The 26794-nt window shown below is 66.2% G+C and carries 16 protein-coding genes, 6 tRNA genes and 1 other RNA gene; 18 read left to right on the top strand and 5 right to left on the bottom strand.

Annotated features, from left to right (window positions below; all coding sequences use genetic code 11):
- The first annotated feature begins 95 nt into the window (after positions 1-95).
- The 8 genes from lon (at position 96) to VPH47_RS16865 (ending at position 5882) form a co-directional block, all read left to right on the top strand.
- Positions 96-2546 (top strand): endopeptidase La, encoded by a 2451-nt coding sequence (lon, locus tag VPH47_RS16900; protein ID WP_049422624.1) that lies wholly within the window; start codon positions 96-98, stop codon positions 2544-2546.
- A 217-nt stretch (positions 2547-2763) separates the two neighbouring features.
- Complete coding sequence (locus VPH47_RS16895; RefSeq protein ID WP_004146343.1) at positions 2764-3036, top strand: HU family DNA-binding protein; 273 nt, start codon at positions 2764-2766, stop codon at positions 3034-3036.
- An 11-nt stretch (positions 3037-3047) separates the two neighbouring features.
- Positions 3048-3122: transfer RNA gene (locus VPH47_RS16890), tRNA-Val, on the top strand.
- A 26-nt stretch (positions 3123-3148) separates the two neighbouring features.
- A tRNA-Asp gene (locus VPH47_RS16885) sits at positions 3149-3225 on the top strand.
- An 83-nt stretch (positions 3226-3308) separates the two neighbouring features.
- A tRNA-Asp gene (locus VPH47_RS16880) sits at positions 3309-3385 on the top strand.
- Positions 3386-3472: 87 nt separating this feature from the next.
- Positions 3473-3549, top strand: a tRNA-Asp gene (locus VPH47_RS16875).
- A gap of 106 nt (positions 3550-3655) precedes the next feature.
- A tRNA-Asp gene (locus VPH47_RS16870) sits at positions 3656-3732 on the top strand.
- Between the two features lie 194 nt (positions 3733-3926).
- On the top strand, positions 3927-5882 hold the full coding sequence (locus VPH47_RS16865; RefSeq protein ID WP_368851328.1) for a peptidyl-prolyl cis-trans isomerase: 1956 nt from the start codon (positions 3927-3929) through the stop codon (positions 5880-5882).
- Between the two features lie 211 nt (positions 5883-6093).
- Here the strand turns inward: VPH47_RS16865 and VPH47_RS16860 are convergent, their stop codons facing one another.
- Complete coding sequence (locus VPH47_RS16860) at positions 6094-7293, bottom strand: lytic transglycosylase domain-containing protein (protein WP_180846530.1); 1200 nt, start codon at positions 7291-7293, stop codon at positions 6094-6096.
- Complete coding sequence (gloB, locus tag VPH47_RS16855) at positions 7290-8054, bottom strand: hydroxyacylglutathione hydrolase (RefSeq protein WP_368851327.1); 765 nt, start codon at positions 8052-8054, stop codon at positions 7290-7292. Before gloB ends, VPH47_RS16860 begins: the two co-directional genes overlap by 4 nt.
- A gap of 11 nt (positions 8055-8065) precedes the next feature.
- On the opposite strand from gloB, the gene VPH47_RS16850 reads away from it, so the two are divergent.
- The 3 genes from VPH47_RS16850 to dnaQ are packed head-to-tail and all read left to right on the top strand — an operon-like array spanning position 8066 to position 9911.
- The gene (locus tag VPH47_RS16850) at positions 8066-8710 is read left to right on the top strand and encodes a methyltransferase domain-containing protein (protein WP_153856517.1); all 645 of its coding nucleotides are present in this window, start codon (positions 8066-8068) and stop codon (positions 8708-8710) included.
- A 12-nt stretch (positions 8711-8722) separates the two neighbouring features.
- Complete coding sequence (gene rnhA / locus VPH47_RS16845) at positions 8723-9175, top strand: ribonuclease HI (RefSeq protein ID WP_005408275.1); 453 nt, start codon at positions 8723-8725, stop codon at positions 9173-9175.
- A gap of 4 nt (positions 9176-9179) precedes the next feature.
- Positions 9180-9911: a DNA polymerase III subunit epsilon gene (gene dnaQ, locus VPH47_RS16840; RefSeq protein WP_368851326.1), complete on the top strand. Its 732-nt coding sequence runs from the start codon at positions 9180-9182 to the stop codon at positions 9909-9911.
- 69 nt (positions 9912-9980) lie between these two features.
- Here dnaQ and VPH47_RS16835 read toward each other — a convergent pair whose 3' ends face one another.
- Positions 9981-10685: a PP2C family serine/threonine-protein phosphatase gene (locus tag VPH47_RS16835; protein WP_005408277.1), complete on the bottom strand. Its 705-nt coding sequence runs from the start codon at positions 10683-10685 to the stop codon at positions 9981-9983.
- A gap of 164 nt (positions 10686-10849) precedes the next feature.
- On the opposite strand from VPH47_RS16835, the gene VPH47_RS16830 reads away from it, so the two are divergent.
- A tRNA-Ser gene (locus VPH47_RS16830) sits at positions 10850-10940 on the top strand.
- Between the two features lie 314 nt (positions 10941-11254).
- Positions 11255-11659, top strand: coding sequence for a DUF6165 family protein (locus VPH47_RS16825; RefSeq protein ID WP_010483869.1), 405 nt, complete (start codon positions 11255-11257; stop codon positions 11657-11659).
- A gap of 48 nt (positions 11660-11707) precedes the next feature.
- Here VPH47_RS16825 and VPH47_RS16820 read toward each other — a convergent pair whose 3' ends face one another.
- The gene (locus VPH47_RS16820; RefSeq protein WP_032127782.1) at positions 11708-12754 is read right to left on the bottom strand and encodes a glycosyltransferase family 9 protein; all 1047 of its coding nucleotides are present in this window, start codon (positions 12752-12754) and stop codon (positions 11708-11710) included.
- A 20-nt stretch (positions 12755-12774) separates the two neighbouring features.
- On the opposite strand from VPH47_RS16820, the gene VPH47_RS16815 reads away from it, so the two are divergent.
- The 3 genes from VPH47_RS16815 to VPH47_RS16805 are packed head-to-tail and all read left to right on the top strand — an operon-like array spanning position 12775 to position 14677.
- Complete coding sequence (locus VPH47_RS16815; RefSeq protein ID WP_110711233.1) at positions 12775-13524, top strand: 3-deoxy-D-manno-octulosonic acid kinase; 750 nt, start codon at positions 12775-12777, stop codon at positions 13522-13524.
- Positions 13524-14291: an MBL fold metallo-hydrolase gene (locus tag VPH47_RS16810; protein ID WP_110711235.1), complete on the top strand. Its 768-nt coding sequence runs from the start codon at positions 13524-13526 to the stop codon at positions 14289-14291. Before VPH47_RS16815 ends, VPH47_RS16810 begins: the two co-directional genes overlap by 1 nt.
- Positions 14288-14677: a DUF4440 domain-containing protein gene (locus VPH47_RS16805; RefSeq protein WP_368851324.1), complete on the top strand. Its 390-nt coding sequence runs from the start codon at positions 14288-14290 to the stop codon at positions 14675-14677. The genes VPH47_RS16810 and VPH47_RS16805 overlap by 4 nt, the downstream gene beginning before the upstream one ends.
- Positions 14678-14770: 93 nt before the next feature.
- Here VPH47_RS16805 and ffs read toward each other — a convergent pair.
- Positions 14771-14861: signal recognition particle sRNA small type (gene ffs / locus VPH47_RS16800), an RNA gene on the bottom strand.
- Between the two features lie 302 nt (positions 14862-15163).
- On the opposite strand from ffs, the gene sugE reads away from it, so the two are divergent.
- Positions 15164-15481: a quaternary ammonium compound efflux SMR transporter SugE gene (gene sugE, locus VPH47_RS16795; protein ID WP_005415486.1), complete on the top strand. Its 318-nt coding sequence runs from the start codon at positions 15164-15166 to the stop codon at positions 15479-15481.
- Between the two features lie 357 nt (positions 15482-15838).
- A complete protein-coding gene (locus tag VPH47_RS16790) occupies positions 15839-26743 on the top strand; it encodes an autotransporter-associated beta strand repeat-containing protein (protein WP_368851323.1) in 10905 nt (3634 codons plus the stop codon).
- Positions 26744-26794 lie beyond the last annotated feature (51 nt).

Here is a 26794-nt window from a genome sequence, read left to right as displayed (position 1 = left end):
TCTGAAAGCCGATGGCCCCATAACGGGGCCATCGGCTTTTTTTGTCTCCGGAAGATGCCCTCCCGGAGGCGGTTTTCCCCTTCCCTGGAGCCCCCATGGCCCGTTCCCCAAGTGAAACCCTCGACCTGCCGGTCCTGCCGCTGCGCGACGTAGTGGTGTTCCCGCACATGGTCATCCCGCTGTTCGTCGGCCGTGACAAGTCCATGCACGCGCTCGAACAGGCAATGGAAGCGGACAAGCGCATCCTGCTGCTGGCGCAGAAGTCGGCCGAGACCGACGACCCGCATGCGGCCGACCTCTACCAGGTCGGTACGCTGGCGCAGGTGCTGCAGCTGCTGAAGCTGCCCGACGGCACCATCAAGGTGCTGGTCGAAGGCCTGTCGCGCGTGCAGGTCACCCACGTCGACGAGCGCAACGGCTCGCTGCATGGCCAGGCCGTGGAGATCGACGCCACCGACGAGCGCGAAGCACGCGAGGTGGAGGCGATCGCCCGCTCGCTGATGTCGCTGTTCGAGCAGTACGTGAAGACCAACCGCAAGCTGCCGCCGGAGCTGCTGCAGACGCTGTCGGGCATCGATGAGCCGGCCCGCCTGGCCGACACCATCGCCGCGCACATCAGCGTGCGCCTGGCCGACAAGCAGCGCCTGCTGGAAACGCTGGCCGTCGGTGACCGCCTGGAGATGCTGGTCGGCCTGGTCGACGGCGAGATCGACGTGCAGCAGATGGAAAAGCGCATCCGCGGCCGCGTGAAGTCGCAGATGGAGAAGAGCCAGCGCGAGTACTACCTCAACGAACAGATGAAGGCCATCCAGAAGGAACTGGGTGACCTGGACGATGCACCGGGCGAGCTGGAAGAGCTGGCCCGCAAGATCGCCGAAGCCGGCATGCCGAAGGCGGTTGAAGCCAAGGCACGCAATGAACTGAACAAGCTCAAGCAGATGTCGCCGATGTCGGCCGAAGCGGCGGTCGTGCGCAACTACCTGGAGTGGTTGCTGGGCGTGCCGTGGAAGAAGCGCAGCAAGGTGCGCAAGGACCTGAAGGCCGCGCAGGACACCCTCGATGCCGACCACTACGGCCTGGAGAAGGTCAAGGAACGCATCCTTGAGTACCTGGCGGTGCAGTCGCGCGTGAAGCAGATGAAGGGCCCGATCCTGTGCCTGGTCGGGCCGCCGGGCGTGGGCAAGACCTCGCTCGGCCAGTCCATCGCCAAGGCCACCAACCGCAAGTTCGTGCGCATGTCGCTGGGCGGCGTACGCGATGAGGCCGAGATCCGTGGCCACCGTCGTACCTACGTCGGTTCGATGCCGGGCCGCATCGTGCAGAACCTCAACAAGGTCGGCAGCAAGAACCCGCTGTTCGTGCTCGACGAGATCGACAAGATGTCGATGGACTTCCGTGGCGATCCGTCGTCGGCGCTGCTGGAAGTGCTCGATCCGGAGCAGAACAATGCGTTCAACGACCACTACCTGGAAGTGGACCTGGACCTGTCCGAAGTGATGTTCGTGGCCACCTCGAACTCGCTCAACATTCCGGGCCCGCTGCTGGACCGCATGGAAGTGATCCGCATCCCCGGCTACACCGAGGATGAGAAGCTCAACATCGCCACCCGCTACCTGGTGCCGAAGCAGATCAAGGCCAACGGCCTGCAGCCGGAAGAACTGGAGATCGGCAGTGATGCGATCCAGGACATCGTGCGCTACTACACGCGCGAATCGGGCGTGCGCAACCTGGAACGCGAGATCGCCAAGATCTGCCGCAAGGTGGTGAAGGAGATCGCGCTGGCCGGCCCGCAGCCGGTGAAGGCGAAGAAGGGTGCGAAGAAGTCCAAGGCGCTGGTCAGTGTGTCCAGCAAGAACCTGGACAAGTACCTGGGCGTGCGTCGCTTCGACTTCGGCCGCGCCGAGGAAGAAAACGAGATCGGCCTGGTCACCGGCCTGGCCTGGACCGAAGTCGGTGGCGATCTGCTGCAGATCGAATCGACGCTGGTGCCGGGCAAGGGCCAGCTGATCCTGACCGGCCAGCTCGGCAACGTGATGAAGGAATCGGCTTCGGCGGCACTGTCGGTGGTACGTTCGCGCGCCGTGGGCTTTGGCATCGACAGCGACTTCCTGCAGAAGCACGACGTGCACCTGCACGTGCCCGATGGCGCCACGCCGAAGGACGGCCCGAGTGCCGGCGCGGCGATGGTCACCTCGCTGGTGTCGATGCTGACCAAGGTGCCGGTGCGCGCCGATGTGGCGATGACCGGCGAGATCACCCTGCGTGGTCGCGTCACCGCCATCGGCGGGTTGAAGGAGAAGCTGCTGGCCGCACTGCGTGGCGGCATCCGCACGGTCATCATCCCGGAAGAGAACCGCAAGGACCTGGCCGACATTCCGGCCAACGTCACCCGCGATCTGGAGATCGTGCCGGTGAAGTACATCGAAGAAGTCCTGGACCTGGCGCTGGAGCGTCCGCTGGCACCGAAGAAGGCGCGCAAGAGTGCGCAACGTGTCACGGTGCGCAGCAAGGCCAAACCGAGTGGAAGCGCGCGCGTCAAGCATTGACGCGCGCTGTCCAATGGCCCGAAACCCGCGTCGTTGCTGGCTTTTCACCTTGCGTGGGGGTAGGGCCGCTGGTATAAAAGCAGCACTCGCGAATGAGTGATCGCTGTCAGCGATCACTGAATCGGCGAACCGTTTCCACATGGCGGCCGCATGCAGAACGCGTGCGGTTGCTTCCCTGTCGAATAAGCGGAACCCACCGCCAAAGGAGTTGTAGAGAATGAACAAGACCGAATTGATCGATGCCGTTGCTGAAGCTGCCGACCTGACCAAGGCCGAGTCCAGCCGCGCTGTCGATGCCGTCGTTGCTGCCGTCACCAAGGCGCTGAAGGACGGCGATGCGGTCACCCTGGTTGGCTTTGGTACCTTCCAGGTCCGCGACCGTGCTGCCCGCACCGGCCGCAACCCGAAGACCGGCGACACCATCAAGATCGCTGCTTCGAAGAATCCGTCGTTCAAGGCTGGCAAGGCCCTGAAGGATGCTGTAAACTAAGCGGCTCGCTGGGGTGCTTAGCTCAGCGGTAGAGCGTCTCCTTTACACGGAGAGGGTCGGGGGTTCGAAACCCTCAGCACCCACCACAGCACCGCGGTAAAAGTTTGAGTGTGGAGCGGTAGTTCAGCTGGTTAGAATGCTGGCCTGTCACGCCGGAGGTCGCGGGTTCGAGTCCCGTCCGCTCCGCCATTCAACGAGGCCTCCGGCCAAAAGCTGGAGGCTTTGTTTTCTTCCCGGTCCAGGCCGGTGGAAAACAAGCAAGGTAACAATGCGGAGCGGTAGTTCAGCTGGTTAGAATGCTGGCCTGTCACGCCGGAGGTCGCGGGTTCGAGTCCCGTCCGCTCCGCCATTACATCGAGGCCCCCGGCCTAAAGCTGGGGGCCTTGTCTTCTCACCGACAGGCTCGGGAAGAAGACGAAAGGGTTTTTGCAAGAACGGAGCGGTAGTTCAGCTGGTTAGAATGCTGGCCTGTCACGCCGGAGGTCGCGGGTTCGAGTCCCGTCCGCTCCGCCATTGCAGAATTCTTAAGTCCCTGTGAAAAAACTTTGAAAAAAGTGTTCATCGGGCTGGGTTTCCAGGAAGTCTTCGGATATACTGGGCGCCTGCAAAGTTTCAGCGCGGAGCGGTAGTTCAGCTGGTTAGAATGCTGGCCTGTCACGCCGGAGGTCGCGGGTTCGAGTCCCGTCCGCTCCGCCAACTTTTAAAAGCCCTCGGCGCAAGCCGGGGGCTTTTTCTTTGTGTCGTTCGCGCGGTCGGACGTGAGGCATGCATCTACCAGTGACGCGTTGCTGCAAGGATGCGGCGCAGGCCGCGCCGGCGCTGCTTTTGGTCCCTGCGGCGAAGCGGGTTACACTGCCGGGCTCGCCAATCAGGCCTTGTGATTCCTCACCATGCTGCAGAAACTCCGCGACAAGACCTCAGGCTGGATCGTCACCGTGATCCTGGGGCTGCTGATGATTCCGTTCCTGTTCGTGATCGACAACAGCTACCTCGGTGGCGTTGGCGCACAGAACGTGGCCAAGGTTTCCGCGCCTCCGACTTGGTGGCGTTCGGCACCGTCGTGGTGGCCGGTGCGCATGCTGTGGCAGCACCACGAGATCAGCGCGCAGGATTTCCGCACGCGTTTCGAGCAGGAGCGCATGCGTGAGCGCCAGCAGCAGGGCGAGAACTTCGACCCGCGCGCGTTCGAAAGCACTGAGAACAAGCTGGCCGTGCTCGATCAGCTGATCGACGAGCAGGTCGTGCGCCTGGTCGGTGAACAGGCGGGCGTGGTGATCGGGGACGGCGCGGTGCGCGAGTACATCGCGACCATGCCGGCGTTCCTCGATTCGAACGGCAAGTTCAACGAGAACAACTACCGCCTGGCCCTGGCCGGTGGCAATCCGCCGCGCACCCCGACCCAGTTCCAGGAGCTGGTGCGCGAGAGCCTGCAGCAGTCGGTGATCCCGTCGGGCCTGCAGAACTCCGGCTTCGTCACCCAGTCCGAGACCGAGCGTCTGCTGAAGCTGCTGGGCGAAACCCGTGACGTCGAGCTGGCCGCGCTGCCGGAAGTGCCGGCCGATACCGCGCCGGTCACCGATGCGCAGATCAAGCAGTGGTACGACAGCCACGGCAAGGATTTCCGCCAGGCCGAGAGCGTGTCGCTGGAATACGTCGAGATCAATGGCGCCAACCTGCCGGCACCGACCGCGGCTGACGAAGCGACCCTGCGCAAGCGCTATGAAGACGAGAAGGCGAAGTTCACCTCGCCGGAACAGCGCCAGGCTGCCCATATCCTGATCACCGGTGACGGTGCCGAAGCCAAGGCGAACAAGCTCGCTGCCGAAGCCAAGGCGGCGGGTGCCGACTTCGCGGCGCTGGCCAAGGCCAACTCGGAAGACCCGGGTTCGAAGGACCAGGGCGGTGATCTGGGCTGGGTCGAGCGTGGCGCGATGGTCAAGCCGTTCGAAGACGCCCTGTTCGCCGCCAAGGCGGGTGACGTGATCGGCCCGGTGAAGACCGACTTCGGCTACCACATCATCAAGGTCGCCGCGGTGCGTGGTGGCCAAGGCAAGTCGTTCGAGGAAGTGCGTGACACGCTGGCCGCCGAGCAGCTGAAGGCCGATGGCGAGCGCGGCTTCAACGAGCTGGCCGGCCACCTGGTCGATGCCATCAACAAGAGCCCGAGCGACCTGGCCGCTGCCGCCAAGGAAGTGAACCTGCCGCTGCAGACCCTGGGCCCGATCACCCGCGCGACCGCCAGTGGCATCGCCGCTGATCCGGCCGTGCTGCGCGCCGCCTTCTCCGAAGTGCTGGTGCAGGACGGTACCGCCAGCGATCCGATCGCCCTGGGCGGTGCCACCAACCACAGCGTGGTCATCCGCGTTGCCGCGCATACCCCGGAACAGGCGATGCCGCTGGACAAGGCCCGCGAGCAGGTGATCGCCGCGATCCGCGCCGACCGCCAGCGCCAGGCCAGCGACAAGGCCGCTGACGCCGTGCTGGCCAAGCTGAAGGCGGGCGCCACCCTGCAGTCGCTGGCTGCCAGCGAGAAGCTGCAGCTGAGCCCGATGCCGGGCCTGCCGCGCAGCCAGCCGGTGCCGACCCCGGAAATCAACCGCGCGATCTTCAGCGCGCCGGTGCCGGCCGAGGGCAAGCCGAGCTACGGCAAGGTCGACGTCAATGGCCACGCGCTGCTGTTCGCGGTGAACAAGGTGAACCCGGGCGACGTGAAGGAAGTGACCGCCGAGCAGCAGAAGCAGCTGAAGGACCAGCTGAGCCAGATCGACGGCATGGCCGCGGCCAAGGCCTACATCGAGGCGATGCGCAAGAAGTTCGTGGTCCAGACCACCGAAGCGAACCTGTAAGCCCACCGGCTGCAGGTACGAAAGGGCCCGGCAATGCCGGGCCTTTTTTTTGTGCCTTCGCCTCGTTTGTGGCGCGCTTGAGCTCTGGTAGTGGTCGAGCTTGCTCGACCGCCTTTTGTAGAGTCGAGCCGGGCTCGACTGCATCTGCCGGGCGCAGGCATGAAAAAGCCGAGCATGGGCTCGGCTTTACAGGGAGGGCCTGGCTGGCGCGTCAGTCCTCGACGCGCAGTACCGCACCAGGCTTCAGCACGCTGCTGCCACTCAGGCCGTTCAGCGACAGCAGGGCCTTCACCGGCATGCCGTAGCGGCGGGCGATGGTCCAGGCCGATTCGCCATCACGCACCGTGTGGCGTCGGCTGCGCGGACGATCGGCGATCGCGGCGACGGTCTTGGCCACCTGCGGCGTCGGTGCGGCGGTGGCGACCGGCGCAGCGCTGGCGACCAGGGCCGTTGCGGTGTCCGCCACCGTCGCATTGGCGGCCGAGACCGGGGCCAGCACGCGGGTGGTGCCAGAGGCACGGCTGCCAGAGGCCAGCGCTGGGTTCAGGCGGGCGATCTTCGCCGGGTCCAGGGCGCGCTGTGCGGCCCACTGCTGGACGCTGGTGCCGGCCGGCAGGGTGTGGTCCTTCAGTACCGGCACGGTGCGGTCCAGCGAGGCCATCACGCCGGGCTGGTCTTCCACGTCTTCCAGCACGCAGGCCAGGGCATGCAGCTTCTCGACGTAGGCATGGGTCACCGGCGACAGGCCGGGCAGAGCCGACGGCTTGGCGTTCTGCGCGTTCATGCCGGCCTTGCGCATGGACTGCAGCACCCGGTATTCGCCGGCGTTGTAGGCCATGGTGGCCAGGCGCCAGTCGCCGCCGAACATGCCGTGCAGGGTCTTCAGGTAACGCACCGCGGCCTGGGTCGAATCGACCGCCGACAGGCGGCCGTCATAGCCGTTGGCCATCGGCACGCGGTGGTTGCGCGCCGTGGTGGCGATGAACTGCCACAGGCCGGTCGGGCCACTGCCGTTGCGGGCATTGGGCCGATAGCCGCTTTCCACGAACGGAATGAGCGCGAATTCGGTGGGCAGGTTGGCTTTGCGCAGCTCTTCGACCACGTAGCCGAACAGTACCAGCGCATCGTCATCCTGGTTGGCCAGGCGCGAGGGGGCATGGGCGAACTGCTTCTGCCAGCGCGGGCTGGTGGCCTCGGCATCGCAGCTGGGCTCGGCCAGGCCGTCGCGGAAGCTGGTGAAGATCTCCTGGCCGTTGCGCACCGAAGCGGCGGGCAGCGCAGCCGGATCCAGCGGCAAGGCCGCAGCGGCGGTCAGGTTCTGGCTGATGCCAGCGCCCAGCGACTGCGCGCCCGCGGTTCCGGCCAACCCCAGGACAAGGCCCAGGGCCAGCGGCAGACTTCGGCGCATCATGCGCGGAAGCCGTCTTTCCAATGCCGGAGACCGGCCATCACGTCGACGTCGTCCACGACGTCACGGCCCAGGTGTGCAGACACCGACGCACGGATCGGTGCCGCGTGCACGCGCAGGAAGGGATTGCAGTCGAATTCGTTGGCCAGGGTTACCGGCAGGGTGGAACGGTCATCGCGGCGCATGGCCAAAGCCTCCTCTTGGCGCTGCCACAGGGCAGCGTTGGCGGGGTCGACATGCCGCGCGAAGACGGCATTTGACACGGTGTACTCATGAGCGCAACAAAGCAGCAGTTGCGCGGGCAAGGTACCCAGCTTGCGCATCGATGCCAGCAGCTGGGACGGCGTACCTTCGAACAGACGTCCACAGCCCAGGCTGAACAACGAATCTCCGCTGAAAAGATGTTCAGCAGTGTGAAACGCGATGTGGCTGCGGGTATGCCCGGGCACGGATAGTACGTGGAACGTCCGGCCCAGTGCCTGAACGCGTTCACCTTCGCCGACCCGCTCGGTGGCCGTGGGGATCCGCTCTTCGACCGGCGCGATGACCCGTACACCGGGAAAACGTGCCTGCAGTGCGGGCACGCCACCGATGTGGTCGTCGTGGTGGTGGGTGAGCAGGATCGCGTCCACGCGCAGGCCCTGATCGGCCAGCGCGAGCACTGGCGCGGCATCGCCGGGGTCGACGACCACGGCAGTGCCATCGTCGGCGATCAGCGTCCAGATGTAGTTATCCGCAAATGCGGGCAGGGCAGTCAGTCGCATAGAATTGGACCATGCCCGCGCTGCAGAGCACCCGTCAAGCGAGCCAGACCCCGTGGTTCGACAGTGAACCGGCGGCAGCCTTGCGCGTGCTGGAGCGGCAATTGCTGCTGCCGCAGTTGTCATTGCTGCCAGCGCAGCCCTGGTTGTGGATCGCGCCGAGTGCGGCCTGGCTGGATGACGCGCAGCTCGGTGGACGCGGTCTGCGCCTGTATCGGCAGGGGCAGGGCTATGCAGGCGATACCCGCTGTGCGCTGCCGCTGCCGCTGGCCAATGAGAGTGTCAATGCAATCGTGCTGCAGCATGTCACTGCGGCCGACGCTGATCGGCTGCTCGACGAGTGCGAGCGCGTACTGATGCCGGGCGGCCATCTGTGGCTGAGCAGCCTCAATCCGTTCAGCCCGTATCGCACGCGCTGGCGCCAGCATGGACTGGTGGTGCGTACGCCGCAGCGGATCCGTCTGCTGCTCGGCCGGCATGGGCTGGAGTGCGACGATATGCGTTACCTCGGTCCACTCTGGCGCGGGGCTGGCAGCCGCCGTGCCGATGGCTGGGCGCCACTGCGCGCGGCCTGCCTGTTCCATGCGGAAAAACGCACGCTGGCCCTGCCCGGGCCGAAACCGTTGCCGGTGCGTTGGCACGGCACCGTTGCTACCTGATCTGGAGTTGTATTGAAAACCATCGAAATCCACACCGACGGATCCTGCCTCGGCAATCCCGGCCCCGGCGGCTGGGCTGCGTTGCTGCGTTACAAGGGGCATGAGCGCGAACTGAGCGGTGGCGAAGCGCACACCACCAACAACCGGATGGAGCTGATGGCGGCCATTTCGGGGCTGGAGACGCTGACCGAGCCGTGCAACATCGTGCTCTACACCGATTCGCAGTACGTGCGGCAGGGCCTGACCCAGTGGATGCCGGGTTGGATCCGCAAGAACTGGAAAACCGCTGGCGGTGATCCGGTGAAGAACCGTGAGCTTTGGGAGCGGTTGCACGCGGCCACGCTGCGGCACCAGATCGACTGGCGCTGGGTGAAGGGCCATTCCGGCGACCCCGACAACGAACGCGTGGATACCCTGGCGCGCAACGCGGCGATCCAGATCCGCGACGCCAGCCCGGTAAACTGAGCCCATGCGTCAGATCATCCTCGATACCGAAACCACCGGCCTGGAGTGGAAGAAGGGCAACCGCATTGTCGAAATCGGCTGCGTGGAGCTGTTCAAGCGGCGCCCGACCGGCAACAACTACCACCAGTACATCAAGCCGGACTGCGAGTTCGAACAGGGCGCGCAGGAAGTCACCGGCCTGACCCTGGAGTTCCTGGCTGACAAGCCGGACTTCGCACAGATCGCCGACGAGTTCCTGGCGTTCATCGACGGCGCCGAGCTGATCATCCACAACGCGGCGTTCGACCTGGGCTTCCTCGACAACGAGCTGTCGCTGCTTGGGCCACAGTACGGCAGGATCATCGACCGCTGCACGGTGATCGATACCCTGGTGATGGCGCGCGAGCGCTTCCCGGGCCAGCGCAATTCGCTGGATGCGCTGTGCAAGCGACTGGGCGTGGACAACTCGCACCGTGCACTGCACGGCGGCCTGCTCGATGCGCAGATCCTGGGCGACGTCTACATCGCACTGACCTCGGGTCAGGAAGAGATCGGCTTCGGATTGGGTGACGAAGAGGGGGGCGGGGCCGGTGCGGCGCTGCAGGCCTTCGACACCAGCAAGCTGCTGCCACGCCCGCGTGTGGTCGCCACTCCGTCGGAGCTGGAAGCGCATGCCGCGCGCCTGGAGCGGCTGCGCAAGAAGGCCGGCCATGCGCTGTGGGATGGCCCGAAGGTGGAAGAGCCCGCCAGCGCGTAATGCCTGGGATGGGGGAGTGCCGGCCGCTGGCCGGCAGCGCCGCATCCACGCATGGCGTGGATCTACGGGTTAATGGCAGCGCACCAGGATCACGCTGATGTTGTCGCGGCCACCGCCGTCGAGCGCGGCCGCGACCAGCGTGTCCACGCATTCCTGTGCGCTGGCATCCTCGAAGGCGAGGGTGCGGGCAATGCCGCGGTCGTCCACTTCCTCGGTGAGGCCGTCACTGCACAGCAGCAGCTGCATGCCCGGGCGCAGCTCACCACTGGTGGTGGCCACGTTCAGGTGCGCCGGATCGGTCACGCCCAGTGCCTGGGTGACCACGTTGCGATGTGGATGCGCGCGTGCCTGTTCGGCAGTCAGGTTGCCCTGTGCGACCAGCTCCTGCACCACGCTGTGGTCCTGACTGAGCTGCGCCAGCTGGCCATCGCGCCACAGGTAGGCGCGGCTGTCGCCGACCCACGCCACTTCATAGCGGTTGCCCTGTACCCGTGCGGCGACCACGGTGGTACCCATCGGCAGCGTGTCGTTGCGCCGGCGCGAGGCGCGGATGATCTCTTCGTCGGCGGTGCGGATGGCCTGCGCCAGCGGCGCGCCACGGCGGATCTCGCGCACGATGGTTTCGCGCGCCAGCGCGCTGGCCACTTCGCCGCAGGCGTGCCCGCCCATGCCATCGGCCACCAGCCACAGGGCCAGCTCACTGTCACCGTAGTAGGTGTCCTCGTTGAGCTCGCGGCGCATGCCGGGGTGGGTGAGGTGTCCGAATTCGATCATGGGGGCTGGGGCGGGGTATTGCTGGGGAGATAGGCATCATCGGGTGGCTGCAGGCATCCGGCAAGGCATGCGCTCAGGAAATTTTCACTTCGTTGGCCGGAATGACTTGTCGTCGGCCCCACTTCCTCGTATGATGCGCGTCCCCGGTCCGCCGGGGACCACCCGGAGAGGTGGCAGAGTGGTTGAATGTACCTGACTCGAAATCAGGCAGGCGTTTATAGCGCCTCGGGGGTTCGAATCCCCCCCTCTCCGCCAGATTAAAGAAAAAGGGCTGCCGAAAGGCAGCCCTTTTTCTTTAATCTGGCGTGGGACGCGCCGCGCGTTTCGCGCGTCGCCCCACACGTTGCTGCGCAACCTGTGGGCCCCTCCCTTTGCCTGCCTCTCCCCGCCCCTGTCGGGGCAGCCCCTCAACAGAGGGGCTTGTTCCTCCAGATGCATCAGTAGATCCACGCCATGCGTGGATGCTGTTCCTGCTGGCAGGCTCATCCACGCATGGCGTGGATCTACCCGGCATATCCGTCCGGACGCTGCGGGTTACCATGTACGCATCACCTGCTGGAGCTTTCCCCATGACCGCTGAAATCCTCGTCCCCGTGTCCTTCGGCGAGCTGCTGGACAAGATCTCGATCCTGCAGATCAAGTCCGAGCGCATCAGCGACGAAGGGAAGCTGGCCAATGTTCGCAAGGAGCTGTCGGCGCTGGAGCAGACCTGGATGGCACACCCGGCGGCGGTGAAGGACATCGCCAAGCTGCGGGCCGAGCTGAAGACGGTCAACGAGCAGCTGTGGGACATCGAGGACGACATCCGCCTGAAGGAAAAGGCGCAGGCGTTCGACCAGGGCTTCATCGACCTGGCGCGCAGCGTCTACCTGCGCAACGACGAGCGCGCGCGCATCAAGAAGGCAATCAACCTGGCGCTCGGTTCGGCGTACGTGGAGGAGAAGTCGTACCAGGATTACGCGCAGCGCGCGTAATCCCGGCCAAGGGGTAGATCCACGCCATGCGTGGATGGGGACTGCCGCTCACCCCAGGTGGTCGGCCACGTAACGCTCGAACGCAGCGATACCGTCTTCCACGGTGATCAGTTCCATCACGTCGTCGAACTCGATCTTGGTCCCCCACTTCAGATCGGTGGCCTGTTTGGCCAGATACTTGCGGGCGGCATCGTCATAGCGGTCCACGCAGTAACGGCGATCCGAGTACGGGCCACTGCGGTTCGGATTGCTGGCCGCATGCAGGCCCAGCACCTTGGCACCCATTGCATTGGCGATGTGCATCGGGCCCGAGTCCGGCGTCATCACCAGATTGGCGCGGGCCAGCAGCGCGGGCAGTTGCTTCAAGGTGTCCTTGCCGACCAGATCCAGTGCCGGGGTACGCAACTGCGCCTGGATGGCGTCGGCCATGCTGCGTTCGAGTTCACTGCGGCCACCGCACAGCACCACCCGCCAGCCACGCGTGAGCGCGTGGTTGGCCACGGCGGCGTAGCGGTCGGCGTACCAGTTGCGGCGTACGTGGCTGGAGCACGGCGAGATCATCAGCACCGGGCGGCCATCGTCCTGCCACTGCGCGGCGGCCCACTCATACGCAGACGGTGGCACCGCCAGATCCCAGCTGACCTCGGTCTGGCGCAGGCCCAGCGGCTCGCAGAAGCTGCCGATGGCATCGAGCACGTGGATGCCGGGACGATCTGGGATGCGCTCGTTGATGAAGAGACCGTGCAGGTCCTTCGATCGGCTGCGGTCGTAGCCGATGCGACGCTCTGCGGGAATGAAGGCCGACAGCAGGTTGGCACGGAACGCCACCTGCATCTGCAGCAGCGCTTCGAAGCGCCCCGGTGGCAGCTGCCGGCGCAGCTCCTTGACCCCGGCCATGCCGCTCTTCTTGTCGTAGGCATGGAAGGTGACACCGGGCAGGCCGTCGAGCAGCTTGTGGCCAGCCTTGTCGATGATCCAGTGGATCGGCGTATCCGGGCGCGCAGCCTGCAGGGTGCGCACCAGGGGCACCACATGGGTGACATCGCCGAGTGCGGACAGGCGCAGGAGGCACAAGGAGGAGGACGCTGATGCCATGTGTTGTTAGACTCAATGAAATGGTCGCATTCGACGCCAATGAAGCGCTGACGCCATGCCGCGAGGGTCGCGGCATCGGGGCCATTCTGTTCGACCGTGAGCGGCTGCGGCAAGCCGAGATCGGCCTGTTCTCGCCCCAGCACTGGGGCAGCAGGGCCCGGCCGGTAGGGGACGGTGGTCGTGGCAGCGCCTGGTTCATCGATGCGCCGTTCGGCGCCAGCGTGCTCCGCCACTACCTGCGCGGCGGCATGGCGGCCAGGATCAGCCACGACCAGTACCTCTGGCGTGGCGCGGACCGGACCCGCAGTTTCGCCGAATTCCGGCTGATGCGCGCCCTGCGCGAGAAAAAGCTGCCGGTACCCCGGCCACTGGCGGCGTTCTACATGCGCGAGGGCCTGCGCTACCGGGCCGCGATCCTGATGGAGCGGATCGAGGGTGTCCGTTCGCTGGCCGACCGCGCGCTGGTCGCCGGCCGCGGCGCGCCCTGGGAGGAGACCGGACGGCTGATCGCCCGCTTCCACCGTGCCGGCCTGGACCATGCCGACCTCAACGCGCACAACATCCTGTTCGATGGCAACGGCCACGGCTGGCTGATCGACTTCGACCGCGGGGTGATCCGCATTCCGGCGACCGCCTGGCGCGAACGCAACCTCAAGCGCCTGCTGCGCTCGCTGGTCAAGCTGCGCGGCGAGCGCAGCGTGGAAGACGTGCAGAAGGACTACGCGCGGCTGCGTCGCGCCTATGACATGGCCTGGAACCGGGGCACCTGATGGACTGGTCGTTGCGTTTCCTCGGCGTCGGCAATGCGTCGGCGGTCGAGCTGGGGTCGCCGATGTCGGTGATCGAACGGGACGGTCGGCCGTGGCTGACCATCGACTGTGGCGGCGAAGGCCTGACCGCGTTCAAGGCGCACTACGGGCACATGCCGCAGGCGCTGTTCGTCACCCATGTGCACCTGGACCACGTGGCCGGCTTCGAGCGCCTGTTCGTGGACACCTTCTTCAATGCGCACCGGCGCGGCAAGGTACGCCTGTACGTGCCCGCCACGGTGGTGCCGCTGCTGCACAAGCGCATCGGTGATTATCCGAACGTGCTGGCCGAGGGCGGTGCCAACTTCTGGGATGCGTTCCAGCTGGTCGTGGTGGGCGAGGCGTTCTGGCACGAGGGCGTGCGCCTGGAAGTGTTCCCGGTGCGCCACCACTGGCCGGAGACGGCCTATGGCCTGCGCCTGCAGGGCGCGCTGACCTGGAGCGGCGATACCCGGCCGATTCCGGAGATGCTGGCCCGCTTCGCCAACGACAATGAACTGATCGCCCACGACTGCGGCCTGCACGGCAACCCGTCGCACACCGGCGTGGACGACCTGGAACGTGAGTACAGTGCCGAACTGCAGGCGCGGATGATGCTCTACCACTACGCCAGCGAGGCCGACGGCCAGGCGCTGGCCGCGCGTGGGCACCGCGTGGCGCAGCCGGGGCAGTGCGTGCCGTTGGCTGACCCGACCGCGCCGCACGTACTGGCGCAGGATCCACCGTGAGCGGAACCGGCCGGCCCGTCGATACGGCGCTGGCCGCCGAGCTGGAAACGCTGGAGCGCGCGCTGCATGCATCACCGGTGCGTGTCGACCGTGAGCGTCTTGCTGCATTGCTGGATGAGGATTTCAGCGAGATCGGAAGTTCCGGCCAGTGCTATGGCCGTGATGCGGCGTTGCAGGAGATCCCGCTGGAGCGCGCGCAGGTGCTGATCGAGTCCGATCAGTACGCGGTATGGCTGTTGGCCGAGGGTCTGGCCCAGGTGCGCTACCGCAGCCGCCATCACCTCGATGGCCATGCGCAACGCTGGGTGCTGCGCAGCTCGCTGTGGCGCCGGCACCGGGACGGATGGCGCATGGTGTTCCACCAGGGCACGCCGGAAGCGCAGTAGCTTGGGGTCATGTCCGGTGCGAACGGCATAAGGGTCAGAGCCCTTTGCCGGGCAAAGGGATCTGACCCCAGTGCAGAAAAGGCGGTGGCCCCGCCGGCTGGCCTCGGCGCCCGCGTCGATCGATACCGTTGCTGCCTTCCGGCCCTGGCGGGGTTTTCGACCTAGCGTCGCGAGGGGCCGACGGGGCCACCATAGAGACGTTGGCCGCCCAAGGGGCGGCCAGTTCACGGATCAGGGGAAGCAGCGCGTGTCGCGCCGGAGACCACAGCCGGACTGCACATCGGCTGGCCGATGGCAGACCGCAACTATAGCGCAGGCAGGTACATCGACGCCAGCTTCGTGCACTGAATCGGCTGTAACCCGCGTCTCCCGACAACGCCCCGTGCCGACCGGCGTTGCTAGAATGCCGGTCAGGAGGAACGACCTCCCCCACATCGGGAATCAATGACCAGGACGGCCTGGCCCTACCAAGAGGAGGGCCGTGCCATGGCCTGGATCTATCTGTTGTTTGCCGGCCTGCTGGAAATCGTCTGGGCCGTGTCCATGAAGCAGTCCGAAGGCTTCACCAGGCTCACCCCCACCGTGGTCACCATCATCGGCATGATCGCCAGCTTCTGGCTGCTGGCGGTGGCCATGCGCAGCCTGCCACTGGGCACCGCCTATACGATCTGGACCGGCATCGGTGCGGTTGGCGCGTTCGTGGTCGGCATTGTGTTCCTCGGCGAGCAGGTCAGCCCGATGCGGATCGGTGCGGCGGTGCTGATCGTTTCCGGCCTGGTGCTGATGAAACTCTCCAGCAGCTGAATGCATTTAGTTGAGCGGGGAATGGATTCCCCGCGTCCTGCAGGTATATGCATTTTCGGCAAAACCATTTTGTCAGCCCGTTTTATTTGACGCACGTCATGAAAATAACGAGCGTGATTCACATGCCGCTGGCGCCATCGGTCGCACAGTGCCGCCATTCGTCATGCGAAACCGGGGAGTTTTCGCCTTGACGGACACGCCGGCGCACCTTTTCCAAGGGGCGTCGCGTGAAGATGTGAAGATTTTCAGGAGTTAATGCCGCCACGCCTTGTTTCCGTATCGGGAGCCGGGATGGGCCGCATCGTCTTCAAAAAACCTGCCCGCAGTGCCATCCGGTCTTTTCATGGAGATTCACCGATGAACCGCATTTACCGTCTGGTTTTCAATCGCGCCCTCGGCGTAATGCAGGTTGCATCGGAGGTCGCCCAGAATCCTGGCGGAAGTGCGATTACCGCGAAGCGGCCACCGCGATTGCGGGCGCATCAGCTGGCGGTTGCACTGGCGGCCACCCTGGCCAGCGGTTCGGCGTTCGCAGCGTGCACTACCGCAGGCACCACGGTGACCTGCGCGACTGGCTCCAATACCAATTCGCTGGCCAACAGCATCAATGGCGTGACGCTGGATATCCAGACCGGCGCTGTGCTCAGCGTGCCGCCGATCGTTGGCGGAAGTGCCGTGAATCTGAGCGGTAACGGCATCACCGTGAACAACCAGGGCACGATCGATCCCACCCTCAACGGTGGCCTGAGCCTGGCGGCGTCGGGCATGGTGCTGGGCAACAACACCGTCGGTGGAAACACGATCAACGTCAACAACCAGGCGGGCGGGGCGATCAAAGGCCTGGTCAATATCGGCTCCATCCTCGGTTTCGGTGGACAGGCGCTGGTGGTGCAGAACGCTTCCGGCGGTGTCAGCAACATCGTCAACGCCGGCAATGTGGACATGTCGATTCTTGGCGCAGGCCTGTTGACCACGGCCGATGCGGCATCGATCGTCAGCTACGGTGGTGCGCAGACCAATCTCAACAACACCGGCACCATTACCGGCCGCATAGGGTTCCAGGGTTCGGCCACGGCGGGGGCCGGCAATACCTTCCTCAATGCGGGAACCATCAACGGCAGCGTGAACCTGGGCAGTTCGGTCACCGGCAACACCTTCACCGCCGTGTCTGGTTCCAGCGTCAATACCGCCGGTATCGGCGTGGCAGGGCAGGTCGGCGCGCTTGCGGTGAATCTGGCCGCGGCCGGCATCGTCGACGGTGGTTCGGCGTCCAACAACAGCCTGGTGCTGCAGAACAGCCCAACCGGCCCGGGCAGCGGTACCGGTGGGGCGGTGACCACGCTGGGCTGGAACCAGTACATCAACTTCCAGAAGCTCACCGTCAACAGCGGTACCTGGAACCTGCAGGGTGCGTGGGCTGGCGCAGGTACGACCACGCTCAATGATGGTCTGATCAATTTCAACAATGCCGGTTCCTTCGGCACAGGGCTGTTCACCGCCAATGGCGGTGCCATCGCCTCCTCCACGGCCGGTCTGAACCTGGCCAACGCTTTCAGCCTCGGTGGCAATCTATCCTTGGCAGGGACCAATGCGTTCGGCCTGGGCGGCGTGCTGTCCGGTACTGGCGGGCTGACGGTCAACAACACCGGCATCGTTACTCTCGGCGGCGCAAACCTGTTCTCCGGCGGCGTCAACCTCAATGCCGGCGGCCTGGTACTGGGTAATGCCGGTGCACTGGGCACCGGCAACCTGACCGTCGGTGGCAGCGCTTCGCTGGATACGACGGCGGGCTTCAGCCTGGGCAACAATCTGGTGATCAATGGCGGGGGCTCGCTGAACCTGCTTGGCAGCAATGCGTTGTCATTGAACGGTTCGATCTCCGGTGCCGGCAACCTGACCAAGAACGGTGCCGGCACGCTGACCTTGAACGGCGCCAATTCGCTGACCGGCAACTTCAACCTGGCCGGAGGCGCGTTGGCGCTGGGCGCGGGCGGCAGCCTGTCGCCCACCGGTGCGATCACGGTCGGCGTCGGTACCACCCTGAACCTGTCGGCGGCCGCCGACCAGACCATCGGTTCGCTGGCGGGCCTCGGCGGTTCGGTCGACCTTGGCAGCCATACGCTCACTCTCGCCGGGCTGGGCGATACCAGCTACAGCGGCACGTTCGCCGCAGGCACGGGTGGCCTGGTCAAGCTGGGCACCGGCGTGCAGACCTTGTCGGGCGTGAACAATCTCAGTGGCGGCGTGGCACTCAACGCCGGTGGCCTGCTGCTGGGCAATGCTGCTGCGCTGGGCAGCGGTACGCTCTCTGTTGGGGGCAGCACCACACTCGACGGCACGACGGCGCTGGCGCTGACCAATACAGTCAACCTCGGTTCGGGTGCCAGCCTCAATCTGCTCGGCAACCAGGCGCTGACGTTCAACGGCGTGATCGGTGGCACCGGCAGCCTCGCCAAGAATGGTGCGAGCACGCTGACACTCAACGGTGCAAATACCTTTGGTGGTGGGCTGGCGCTCAATGCCGGTGGCCTGGTCCTGGGCAATGCCGGCGCGCTCGGAACCGGCGCGTTGACTGTTGGCGGTGTGACAACGCTCGATGCCAGCGCGGCGCTGAGCGTGGGCAATGGCATCAACCTCGGTGCGGGTGGCCTGCTGAATGTACTGGGCAGCAATGCACTGACGCTGGGCGGCGCCATCGGCGGCACCGGCAGCCTGGTCAAGAACGGTGCCGCCACGCTGACGCTGGGTGGCGCGAATACCTTCACCGGCGGCCTGGCGATCAATGCCGGCAAGGTCGCGGTGGGCAGCGGCGGAAGCCTGTCGGCCGGCGGTGCGGTCAACCTGGCCGGCGCTGGCGCGGACCTGGACATCTCGCTCGGCGGCAACCAGACCATCGGCGCGCTGTCCGGTATCGCCAGCAGCACGGTGACGCTGGGCAGCAGCACGCTCACCTTCGGTGATGCCACCAACCAGACGTTCGCGGGCGTGATCGGTGGTACCGGCGGCCTGGTCAAGCAGGGGACGGGCATCCAGACCCTGAGCGGCGCCAACAGCTTCAGTGGCGGCGTGAATCTGACAGCGGGCGGCCTGCTGCTGGGCAACAACAGTGCGATCGGCAGCGGGGCGCTGACGATCAGCGGCAACAGTTCGCTTGATGGCAGCGCTGCACTGAACCTGGCCAATGCCATCAATCTGGGCGCGGCGTTGACCTTGCCGGGCAGCCAGAACCTCACCCTCGGCGGCAACATCACCGGCACCGGCAGCCTGACCAAGAACGGTGCCTCGCTGCTGACCCTGAATGGCACCAACACCTTCAGCGGAGGACTGAATCTCAACGCGGGCGGGTTGCTGCTTGGCAATGGCGGCGCGCTTGGCACTGGTGCCCTGAACGTGAGCGGCAGTGCGTCGCTCGATGGCAGCGCGGCGCTGAGCCTGGCCAACAATGTGACCCTGGGCAGTGGGGCCGTGTTGTCGCTGCCGGGTTCGCAGGCGATCACGCTCGGCGGTGTGGTTTCCGGCGCGGGCGGCCTGGTCAAGAACGGTGCCAGCACGCTCACGCTCAACGGTGCCAACGCATTCACCGGAGGCCTGGTACTCAATGGTGGCGGCCTGATGCTGGGCAATGCCGGCGCGCTGGGAACCGGACTGCTTGCAGTCGGTGCAAACGCCACCCTCGACAGTTCGGTGGCATTGAACCTGGGCAACGCCATCGATCTCGACACCGGTGCGCAGCTGAGCCTGGTGAGCAACCAGAACGTCACGCTGGGCGGACTGATCACCGGCACCGGTGGCCTGGTCAAGACCGGTAGCGGTGTTCTGTCATTGAACAACAGCAATACCTTCAGTGGTGGCCTTGCGTTGAACGCGGGCAGTGTGTCGGTGGGCGCCAACGGTGCGCTCGGTACGGGGGCGCTGAACATCGGCGGCAATGTTTCGCTGGATGCGGGCGCAGCGGTTTCGCTGTTCAATGCGGTGAACCTGGGCGCCAACACGCTGACCCTGCCGGGCAGCAACAACCTCACCCTGACCGGTGTGGTGGGAGGAACCGGTGGCCTGATCAAGAACGGCGCCTCGACGCTGACGCTGTCCGGTGCGAACACCTTCCTGGGCGGTGCCACGGTCAATGCCGGCACGCTCGCGCTTGGCGCCGGTGGCAGCCTTGCCGCAACCGGTGCGGTGGACCTCGCCGGTGCCGGCGCGACGCTGGACATCTCCGCGGCGGGGGCCGGGCAGACCATCGGTGCATTGAACGGCATCGCCGGCAGCCATGTGGCGCTGGGTACGCAGACGCTGACCTTCGGCGGCGCCGGCAACGGCAGCTTTGCCGGCCTCATCGATGGCAGTGGTGGATTGATCAAGGCTGGCGCGGGCGTGCAGACGCTGTCCGGAGCCAATACCTTCAGTGGCGGCGTCGCGCTCAATGCCGGCGGCCTGATCCTCGGCAATGCCGGGGCGTTGGGTACGGGGGCGCTGGGCATTGGCGGCAACGTCAGCCTGGACACGACGGCTGCGCTGGATCTGGCCAATGCGGTGAACTTCGGCGCGGGTTCGCAGCTGACGCTGGGCGGCAGCAATGACCTCAGCCTGGCGGGCGTGCTGGCCGGTGGCGGCAGCCTGGTCAAGAACGGTACGGGCCTGCTGACCCTCAATAACACCAATACCTTCGGTGGCGGCCTGACCTTGAACGGTGGTGGCCTGGTGGTCGGCGCCAATGGTGCGCTCGGTACCGGCTCGCTGGCGGTGAATGCCAGCACCACGCTGGACGCGAGTGCTGGAGTGGCACTGGGCAATGCGGTCACGCTGGGCTCGGGCGTTGCACTGACGTTGCCGGGCAGCAACGCGCTGACGCTGTCGGGTCCGATCACTGGCAACGGCAGCCTGATCAAGAATGGTGCGACGACGCTGACGCTGTCCGGTGCCAATCTCTACAACGGTGGCACTACCATCAATGCCGGTACGCTGGCACTCGGTGCGGGTGGCAGCCTTGCCGCAGCGGGTGATGTCACTCTCGCCAACGCTGGTGCGGTCTTCGATATCTCTGCTGCAGGCGGCAGCCAGACCATCGGCGCGCTCAACGGCGTGGGTGGCACCACACTGGCCCTGGGCGGAAACTCGCTGACCTTCGGTACAGCGACGAACGCCGCGTTCGACGGCGTGATCAGTGGCGGCGGCGGTCTGCTCAAAGTGGGCGCGGGCGTGCAGACGTTGTCCGGTGCCAACACGTTTGGCGGCGGCGTGACGCTCAACGCAGGCGGGCTGGTGCTCGGCAATGACGCGGCGCTGGGCACGGGTGCATTGACCGTCGGCGGTGCCGCCACGCTGGATACCACCGGCCTGGCAACGCTGGCCAACAACATCGCGCTCAATGCCGGGCTGACCGTGCTCGGCAGCAATGCGCTGACACTCAACGGTGTCCTTTCCGGGGCTGGCAGCCTGACCAAGAATGGCGTCGCGACGCTGACCTTGAACGGGATCAACACCTACACCGGTGGCACCAACATCAACGCCGGCACGCTGGCGCTGGGTGCCGGTGCCAGCCTGGCGGCGAGCGGTACCGTGAACCTCGCCACCGGCGCCACCCTGGATCTGTCTGCCGGCAGCGGCACGCAGGTGTTCGGCACCCTGGTCGGCAACGGTACGGTGAACCTGGGTGCCAACTCGATCGCAGTCGGCGGGGCCACCAATGGCACGTTCAGTGGCTCGATCGCAGGCACGGGTGGCCTGACCAAGGTCGGTTCGGGCATTGAAACGCTGACCGGCACCAATACCTATACCGGCGGCACCTTCATCAACGCCGGCACGCTGGCGATTGGTCCGGGTGGCAGCCTTGCCGCGACCGGGGCGGTGAACGTGGCTGCACCCGGTGCGGGCTTCGACATCTCGGCCTCCGGTGCCAACCAGACCATCGGTTCGCTGTCCGGCGTGGCCGGTGCGACGGTCAGCCTGGGGGCCAACTCGCTGACCCTTGGCGGTGCCGGCAGTAGTACCTTCGACGGTGCGATTTCCGGTACCGGTGGACTGGTCAAGAACGGCGCAGGCATTCTCACGCTCGGCGGCGCCAACCTGTTCAGCGGTGGCGTTGCATTGAACGGTGGCGGACTGGTGGTCGGCAACAACGCTGCGCTCGGCACCGGTGCGCTGACGGTGGGCGGCAACGCGACGCTGGATGCATCGACAGGCGTCAACCTGGCCAACAACATCGGGCTTGCAGCGGGCGCCAACCTCGACCTGCTGGGTAGCCAGGCGCTGACACTGGGTGGCGTGATTTCCGGTGCCGGCGGCTTGATCAAGGACGGCGCGGCCACCGTTACCCTGAGCGGTGCCAACACCTACACCGGTGGTACCACCATCAACAACGGCACGCTGGCGATCGGCGCCGGTGGCAGCCTGGCGTCGACCGGCGCGGTGAACCTGGCAGGTGCCGGTACCCTCGATATCTCCGCGGGCAACCAGGCCATCGGTTCGCTGGCCGGCGTGGTCGGCAGCACGGTGGCACTCGGTGGCAGCACGCTGACCCTGGGCGGCACGGTGGACAGCAGCTTCAACGGTGCGATCAGCGGCAACGGCGGCCTGATCAAGAACGGCGCCGGCGTGCAGACGCTCAATGGCGCCAGTACCTTCAGCGGTGGGGTAACGCTCAATGCCGGTGGCCTGGTGGTCGGCAACAATGCTGCGCTGGGCACCGGCGCGGTCACGGTGGGGGGCAATGCCACGCTCGATTCGAACACTGCGGTGACGCTGGCCAACAACTTCATCCTCAACAACGGGTTGACTGTACTCGGCAGCAACAACCTCACCCTCAACGGCAGCCTGAGTGGCACCGGCAGCTTGACCAAGGAGGGTGCCGCAACGCTGACCTTGAACGGCGTCAACACCTATACCGGTGGCACCAACATCAACGCCGGCACGTTGGCATTGGGCGCGGGCGCGAGCCTGCACGCCAGCGGCGTCGTCAACCTGGCTTCGGGGGCGACCTTCGACCTGTCGGCGGGCAGCGGCACGCAGCAGTTCGGCACCCTGATCGGCAACGGTACGGTGAACCTGGGCGCCAACACGCTGACGATCGGTGATGCCAGCAACGGCACGTTCAGTGGTTCGGTGGCCGGCTCCGGCGGCCTGGTCAAGGAAGGATCGGGGACCCAGACGCTGACAGGCACCAACACGTTCACCGGGGGTACCACCATCAATGCCGGTACGCTGGCGATCGGTGCAGGCGGCAGCCTGGCGGCAACCGGCGCGGTGAACCTGGCCAATGCCGGTACCGCCTTCGACATCAGCGCGGGCGGCGCACAGACGATCGGCTCACTGGAGGGCGTGGCCGGCTCGGCCGTGGCGCTGGGCACCAGCACGCTCACCCTCGGCGGCGTCGGCAACACGACGTTCGCCGGCACCATCGGGGGGACCGGTGGTCTGGTGAAGAACGGTGCAGGTGTGCAGACCCTGAGTGGCAGCAATACCTTCAGCGGCGGCGTGGCACTCAACGCCGGTGGCCTTGCCCTGGGCGACAACGCTGCACTGGGCACCGGCACGCTGACCGTGGGCGGCGACGCCAGCCTGGACGCCACCAGCGCGCTGACGCTGGCCAACACCGTGCAGTTGAGCAGCGGCACGCTGACCCTGGCGGGCAGCAATCCGCTGACGTTGAATGGTGCAATCAGCGGTGCCGGCGGCCTGCTCAAGGACGGTCCGGCGACGGTTAGCCTGGGCGGTGCCAGCACGTATACCGGCACCACCACCATCAACAGCGGCACATTGGCGGTGGCGGCCGGTGGCAGCCTGTCCGCTGCCAGCACGGTCAACCTGACCGGTGCCAGTACGCTGGATATCAGCGCAGGTGGCAGCCAGAGCATCGGCGGCCTGGCCGGTGTGACCGGATCCAGCGTGGTGCTGGGCGGTGCAACCCTGACCACCGGCGGCAACAATGGCAACACCGTCTTCGGCGGCGTGCTCAGTGGCACCGGCGGCCTGATGCAGAGCGGTACCGGCACGCTGACCCTGAGCGGCGACAACGTCTACACCGGCGGCACCACCATCAACGGTGGCAGCACGCTGCAGATCGGCAACGGTGGCAGCACTGGTTCGGTACTGGGTGACATCACCAACAACGGCAACCTGGTCTACAACCTCGGCACCACGGCAACCGTGGGCGGCGTGGTCAGTGGCAGCGGTGGCCTGACCCAGGCCGGCAGCGGCACGCTGGTGCTGACCGGCAACAACACCTATACCGGCGGTACCACCATCAATGCCGGCGGTACGCTGCAGATCGGCAATGGCGGTGCGACCGGTGCGATCGTTGGCGACATCACCAACAATGGCGCGCTGGTATCCAACGTGGCCGGCAACACCACGCTGGGTGGCACCATCAGCGGCAGCGGTGGCCTGACCCAGGCCGGCGCCGGCACGCTGACCCTGACCGGCAACAACACCTATACCGGCGGCACCACCATCAATACCGGTGGCACGCTGCAGGTCGGCAATGGCGGCGCCACCGGTGCCATCACCGGCAACGTCGCCAACAACGGCAGCCTGGTCTTCGACGTGGCGGGCAACACCACTGTCGGTGGCGCGATCAGTGGCAGTGGTGGCCTGACCCAGGCGGGTAGCGGCGTGCTGACCCTGGTCGGCAACAACAGTTACACCGGCGGTACCACCATCAATGCCGGCGGCACGCTGCAGGTCGGCAACGGCGGGGCAACCGGCGCCATCGCCGGCGACATCACCAACAACGGTGCGTTGATTTCCAACGTGGCCGGCAACACCGCGCTGGGCGGCACCATCAGCGGCACTGGCGGCCTGACCCAGGCCGGTAGCGGTACGCTGCTGCTGACCGGCACCAACACCTATACCGGCGGCACCACCATCAATGCCGGCGGCACGCTGCAGCTGGGCAACGGCGGTGCGACGGGCTCGATCGTCGGCGATGTCACCAACAATGGCACGCTGCTGTCCAACGTGGCCGGCAACACCACGCTGGGCGGCACCATCAGCGGCAGTGGCGGCCTGACCCAGGCCGGCAGCGGCACGCTGACCGTGACCGGCAACAACACCTATACCGGCCCGACCACCATCAACGCCGGCGGTACCCTGCAGGTCGGCAATGGCGGCGCCACCGGTGCGATCGGCGGCAGTGTGACCAACAACGGCAGCCTGGTGTTCAACGTGGGTGGCAACACCACCGTCGGCGGCGCCATCAGTGGCAGCGGCGGCCTGACCCAGGCCGGCAGCGGCACGCTGATCCTGGGCGGCAACAACACCTACACCGGCGGCACCACCATCAACACCGGCGGCACGCTGCAGGTCGGCAACGGCGGCGCGAGCGGATCGATCGCCGGCAACGTCAGCAACAACGGCAGCCTTGTGTTCAATGTGGGTGGCAACACCACCGTGGGTGGCACCATCAGTGGCAGCGGTGGCCTGACCCAGGCTGGCAACGGCACCATTACGCTTACCGGAAGCAACACCTACACCGGCGGCACCACCATCAATGCGGGCGGCACCGTGCAGGTGGGCAACGGTGGGGCCAGCGGTTCCATCACCGGCAACATCACCAACAACGGTGGCCTGGTCATCAACACCGGTGGCACCACCACGCTGGGCGGCACCATCAGCGGTGGCGGCAGCATCGTGCAGGCAGGTCCGGGCGGGCTGAATCTCGGCGGCAACAGCGGTGGTTTCAGCGGCACCGGCCAGGTCACCGGCGGTGGTCTGAATGTCACCGGCACTATCGGCGGCCAGTGGACCATCGGCAGCGGAACCACGCTGTCCGGCACCGGCACCATTGGTGGCACAGGCGGCGGGGTGACGGTGTCCAGCGGCGGCGTGCTGTCGCCGGGCAATGGCCCAGGCAACGGCAGTGGTGCGGGCAACGGCACCGGTACGATCACCGTGGGTGGCAATCTCACCCTGTCGCCGGGCAGCACGCTGGGCATCGATCTGGGCGCCACTGGCAGCGACACGGTGCAAGTGGGGGGCAGTGCCAACGTGGGCGGCAGCACCGTGCAGGTGAACACCATTTCGCCGAGTACCAGCTACCAGCAGGGCCAGCAGTACACCGTGGTCAATGCGGGTGGTGGCGTCAGCGGGCAGTTCGCCTCGGCGACCTCGCCGTCGGCCTTCCTGACCATCACCCCGGTCTACACCGCCAACACCGCCAACCTGCAGATCGACGTGGCGCAGACGGCGGCGTTCACCACGGTGGCCAACACGCGCAACCAGTACAACACCGCTGCAGCGCTGGACAGCCTGCCGCAGAGTGGTCCGGCGCTGGGCCTGTACAACACGGTGCTGATGTATGACGCCGGCACCGCGCGCAGCGCATTCGACCAGCTGTCCGGTGAAGTGCATGCGGCCAGCCGCGCGGTGCTGCTGTACGACAACTACCTGGAAGAGGGCGTCCGCCAGCGCCTGGGCAGTGAGCTGCCGACCGTGCGTGGTGAGCGCGCCTCGGCCTGGTTGGCCGGCAGCGGCAAGGTGTTCAAGCAGGATGGCGATGGCAACGGCGATGAGATCCGCTCCAACCGCAATGCGCTGATGGCCGGCGTGGACTGGCAGCTGGGCGAGCACGTGGTGCTGGGTGCAGCGGCCGGCAATGAACGGCTGGATACGCGCCTGTACGATCGCAGCTCGCGGGCGCGCCTGCGTGGCAACACCTTCGGTGTCTACGCACAGGGCCAGTGGAACAACGGCTTTGCGGTCGGTGGCAGCGTATCGCGCGGTGACTACCGCACGCGCACCACGCGAGAGGTGCCGCTGCTGGGCCAGACCCTGTACAGCCGCCAGGATTCGGATGTGACCATCGCGCAGGTGGAGGGCAGCTGGACCTGGACGCACGGCAGGACCCAACTGCAGCCGTACGTGCAGTTCACCAAGCACTGGGTCGACAGCGATCGCGCTGTGGAGCAGGGCGGCACTGCTGCGCTGGAGCTGGAAGGCGGCAAGGACACGCTCAATGTCAGCACCGTGGGCGTTCGCGGGCGCTGGGACGTGGGCAGCGGCGAGCGCTTCCCGGCACAACTGACCGTCGGCCTCGGCTGGCAGCATGCTTCGGGTGACACCGATGTGGCCAGCCGTAACCGCTTCGCGGTCGGCGGCAATGCCTTCGACGTCTACAGTGCAGTGATGGCGCGCAATGCACTGGTCAGCCAGGTGGGCGTGGCAGTGGGACTTGGCCGCAACAGCCAGCTGTCGATGTTCGTGCAGGGCCAGCACGGCGATGGTCGCCGCGATGTCGGTGGCCAGATCAATCTGCGCGTGGGCTTCTGAGCAGGGGAGGCCAGCGGTAGATCCACGCCCCGCGTGGATCTACCGCTGCGC

Source organism: Stenotrophomonas sp. WED208, assembly GCF_040984485.1.
GTDB classification, from domain to species: domain Bacteria; phylum Pseudomonadota; class Gammaproteobacteria; order Xanthomonadales; family Xanthomonadaceae; genus Stenotrophomonas; species Stenotrophomonas riyadhensis.
Note: the sequence above shows the minus strand (reverse complement) of the source record. Positions and strands in the feature narration are given on the sequence as shown.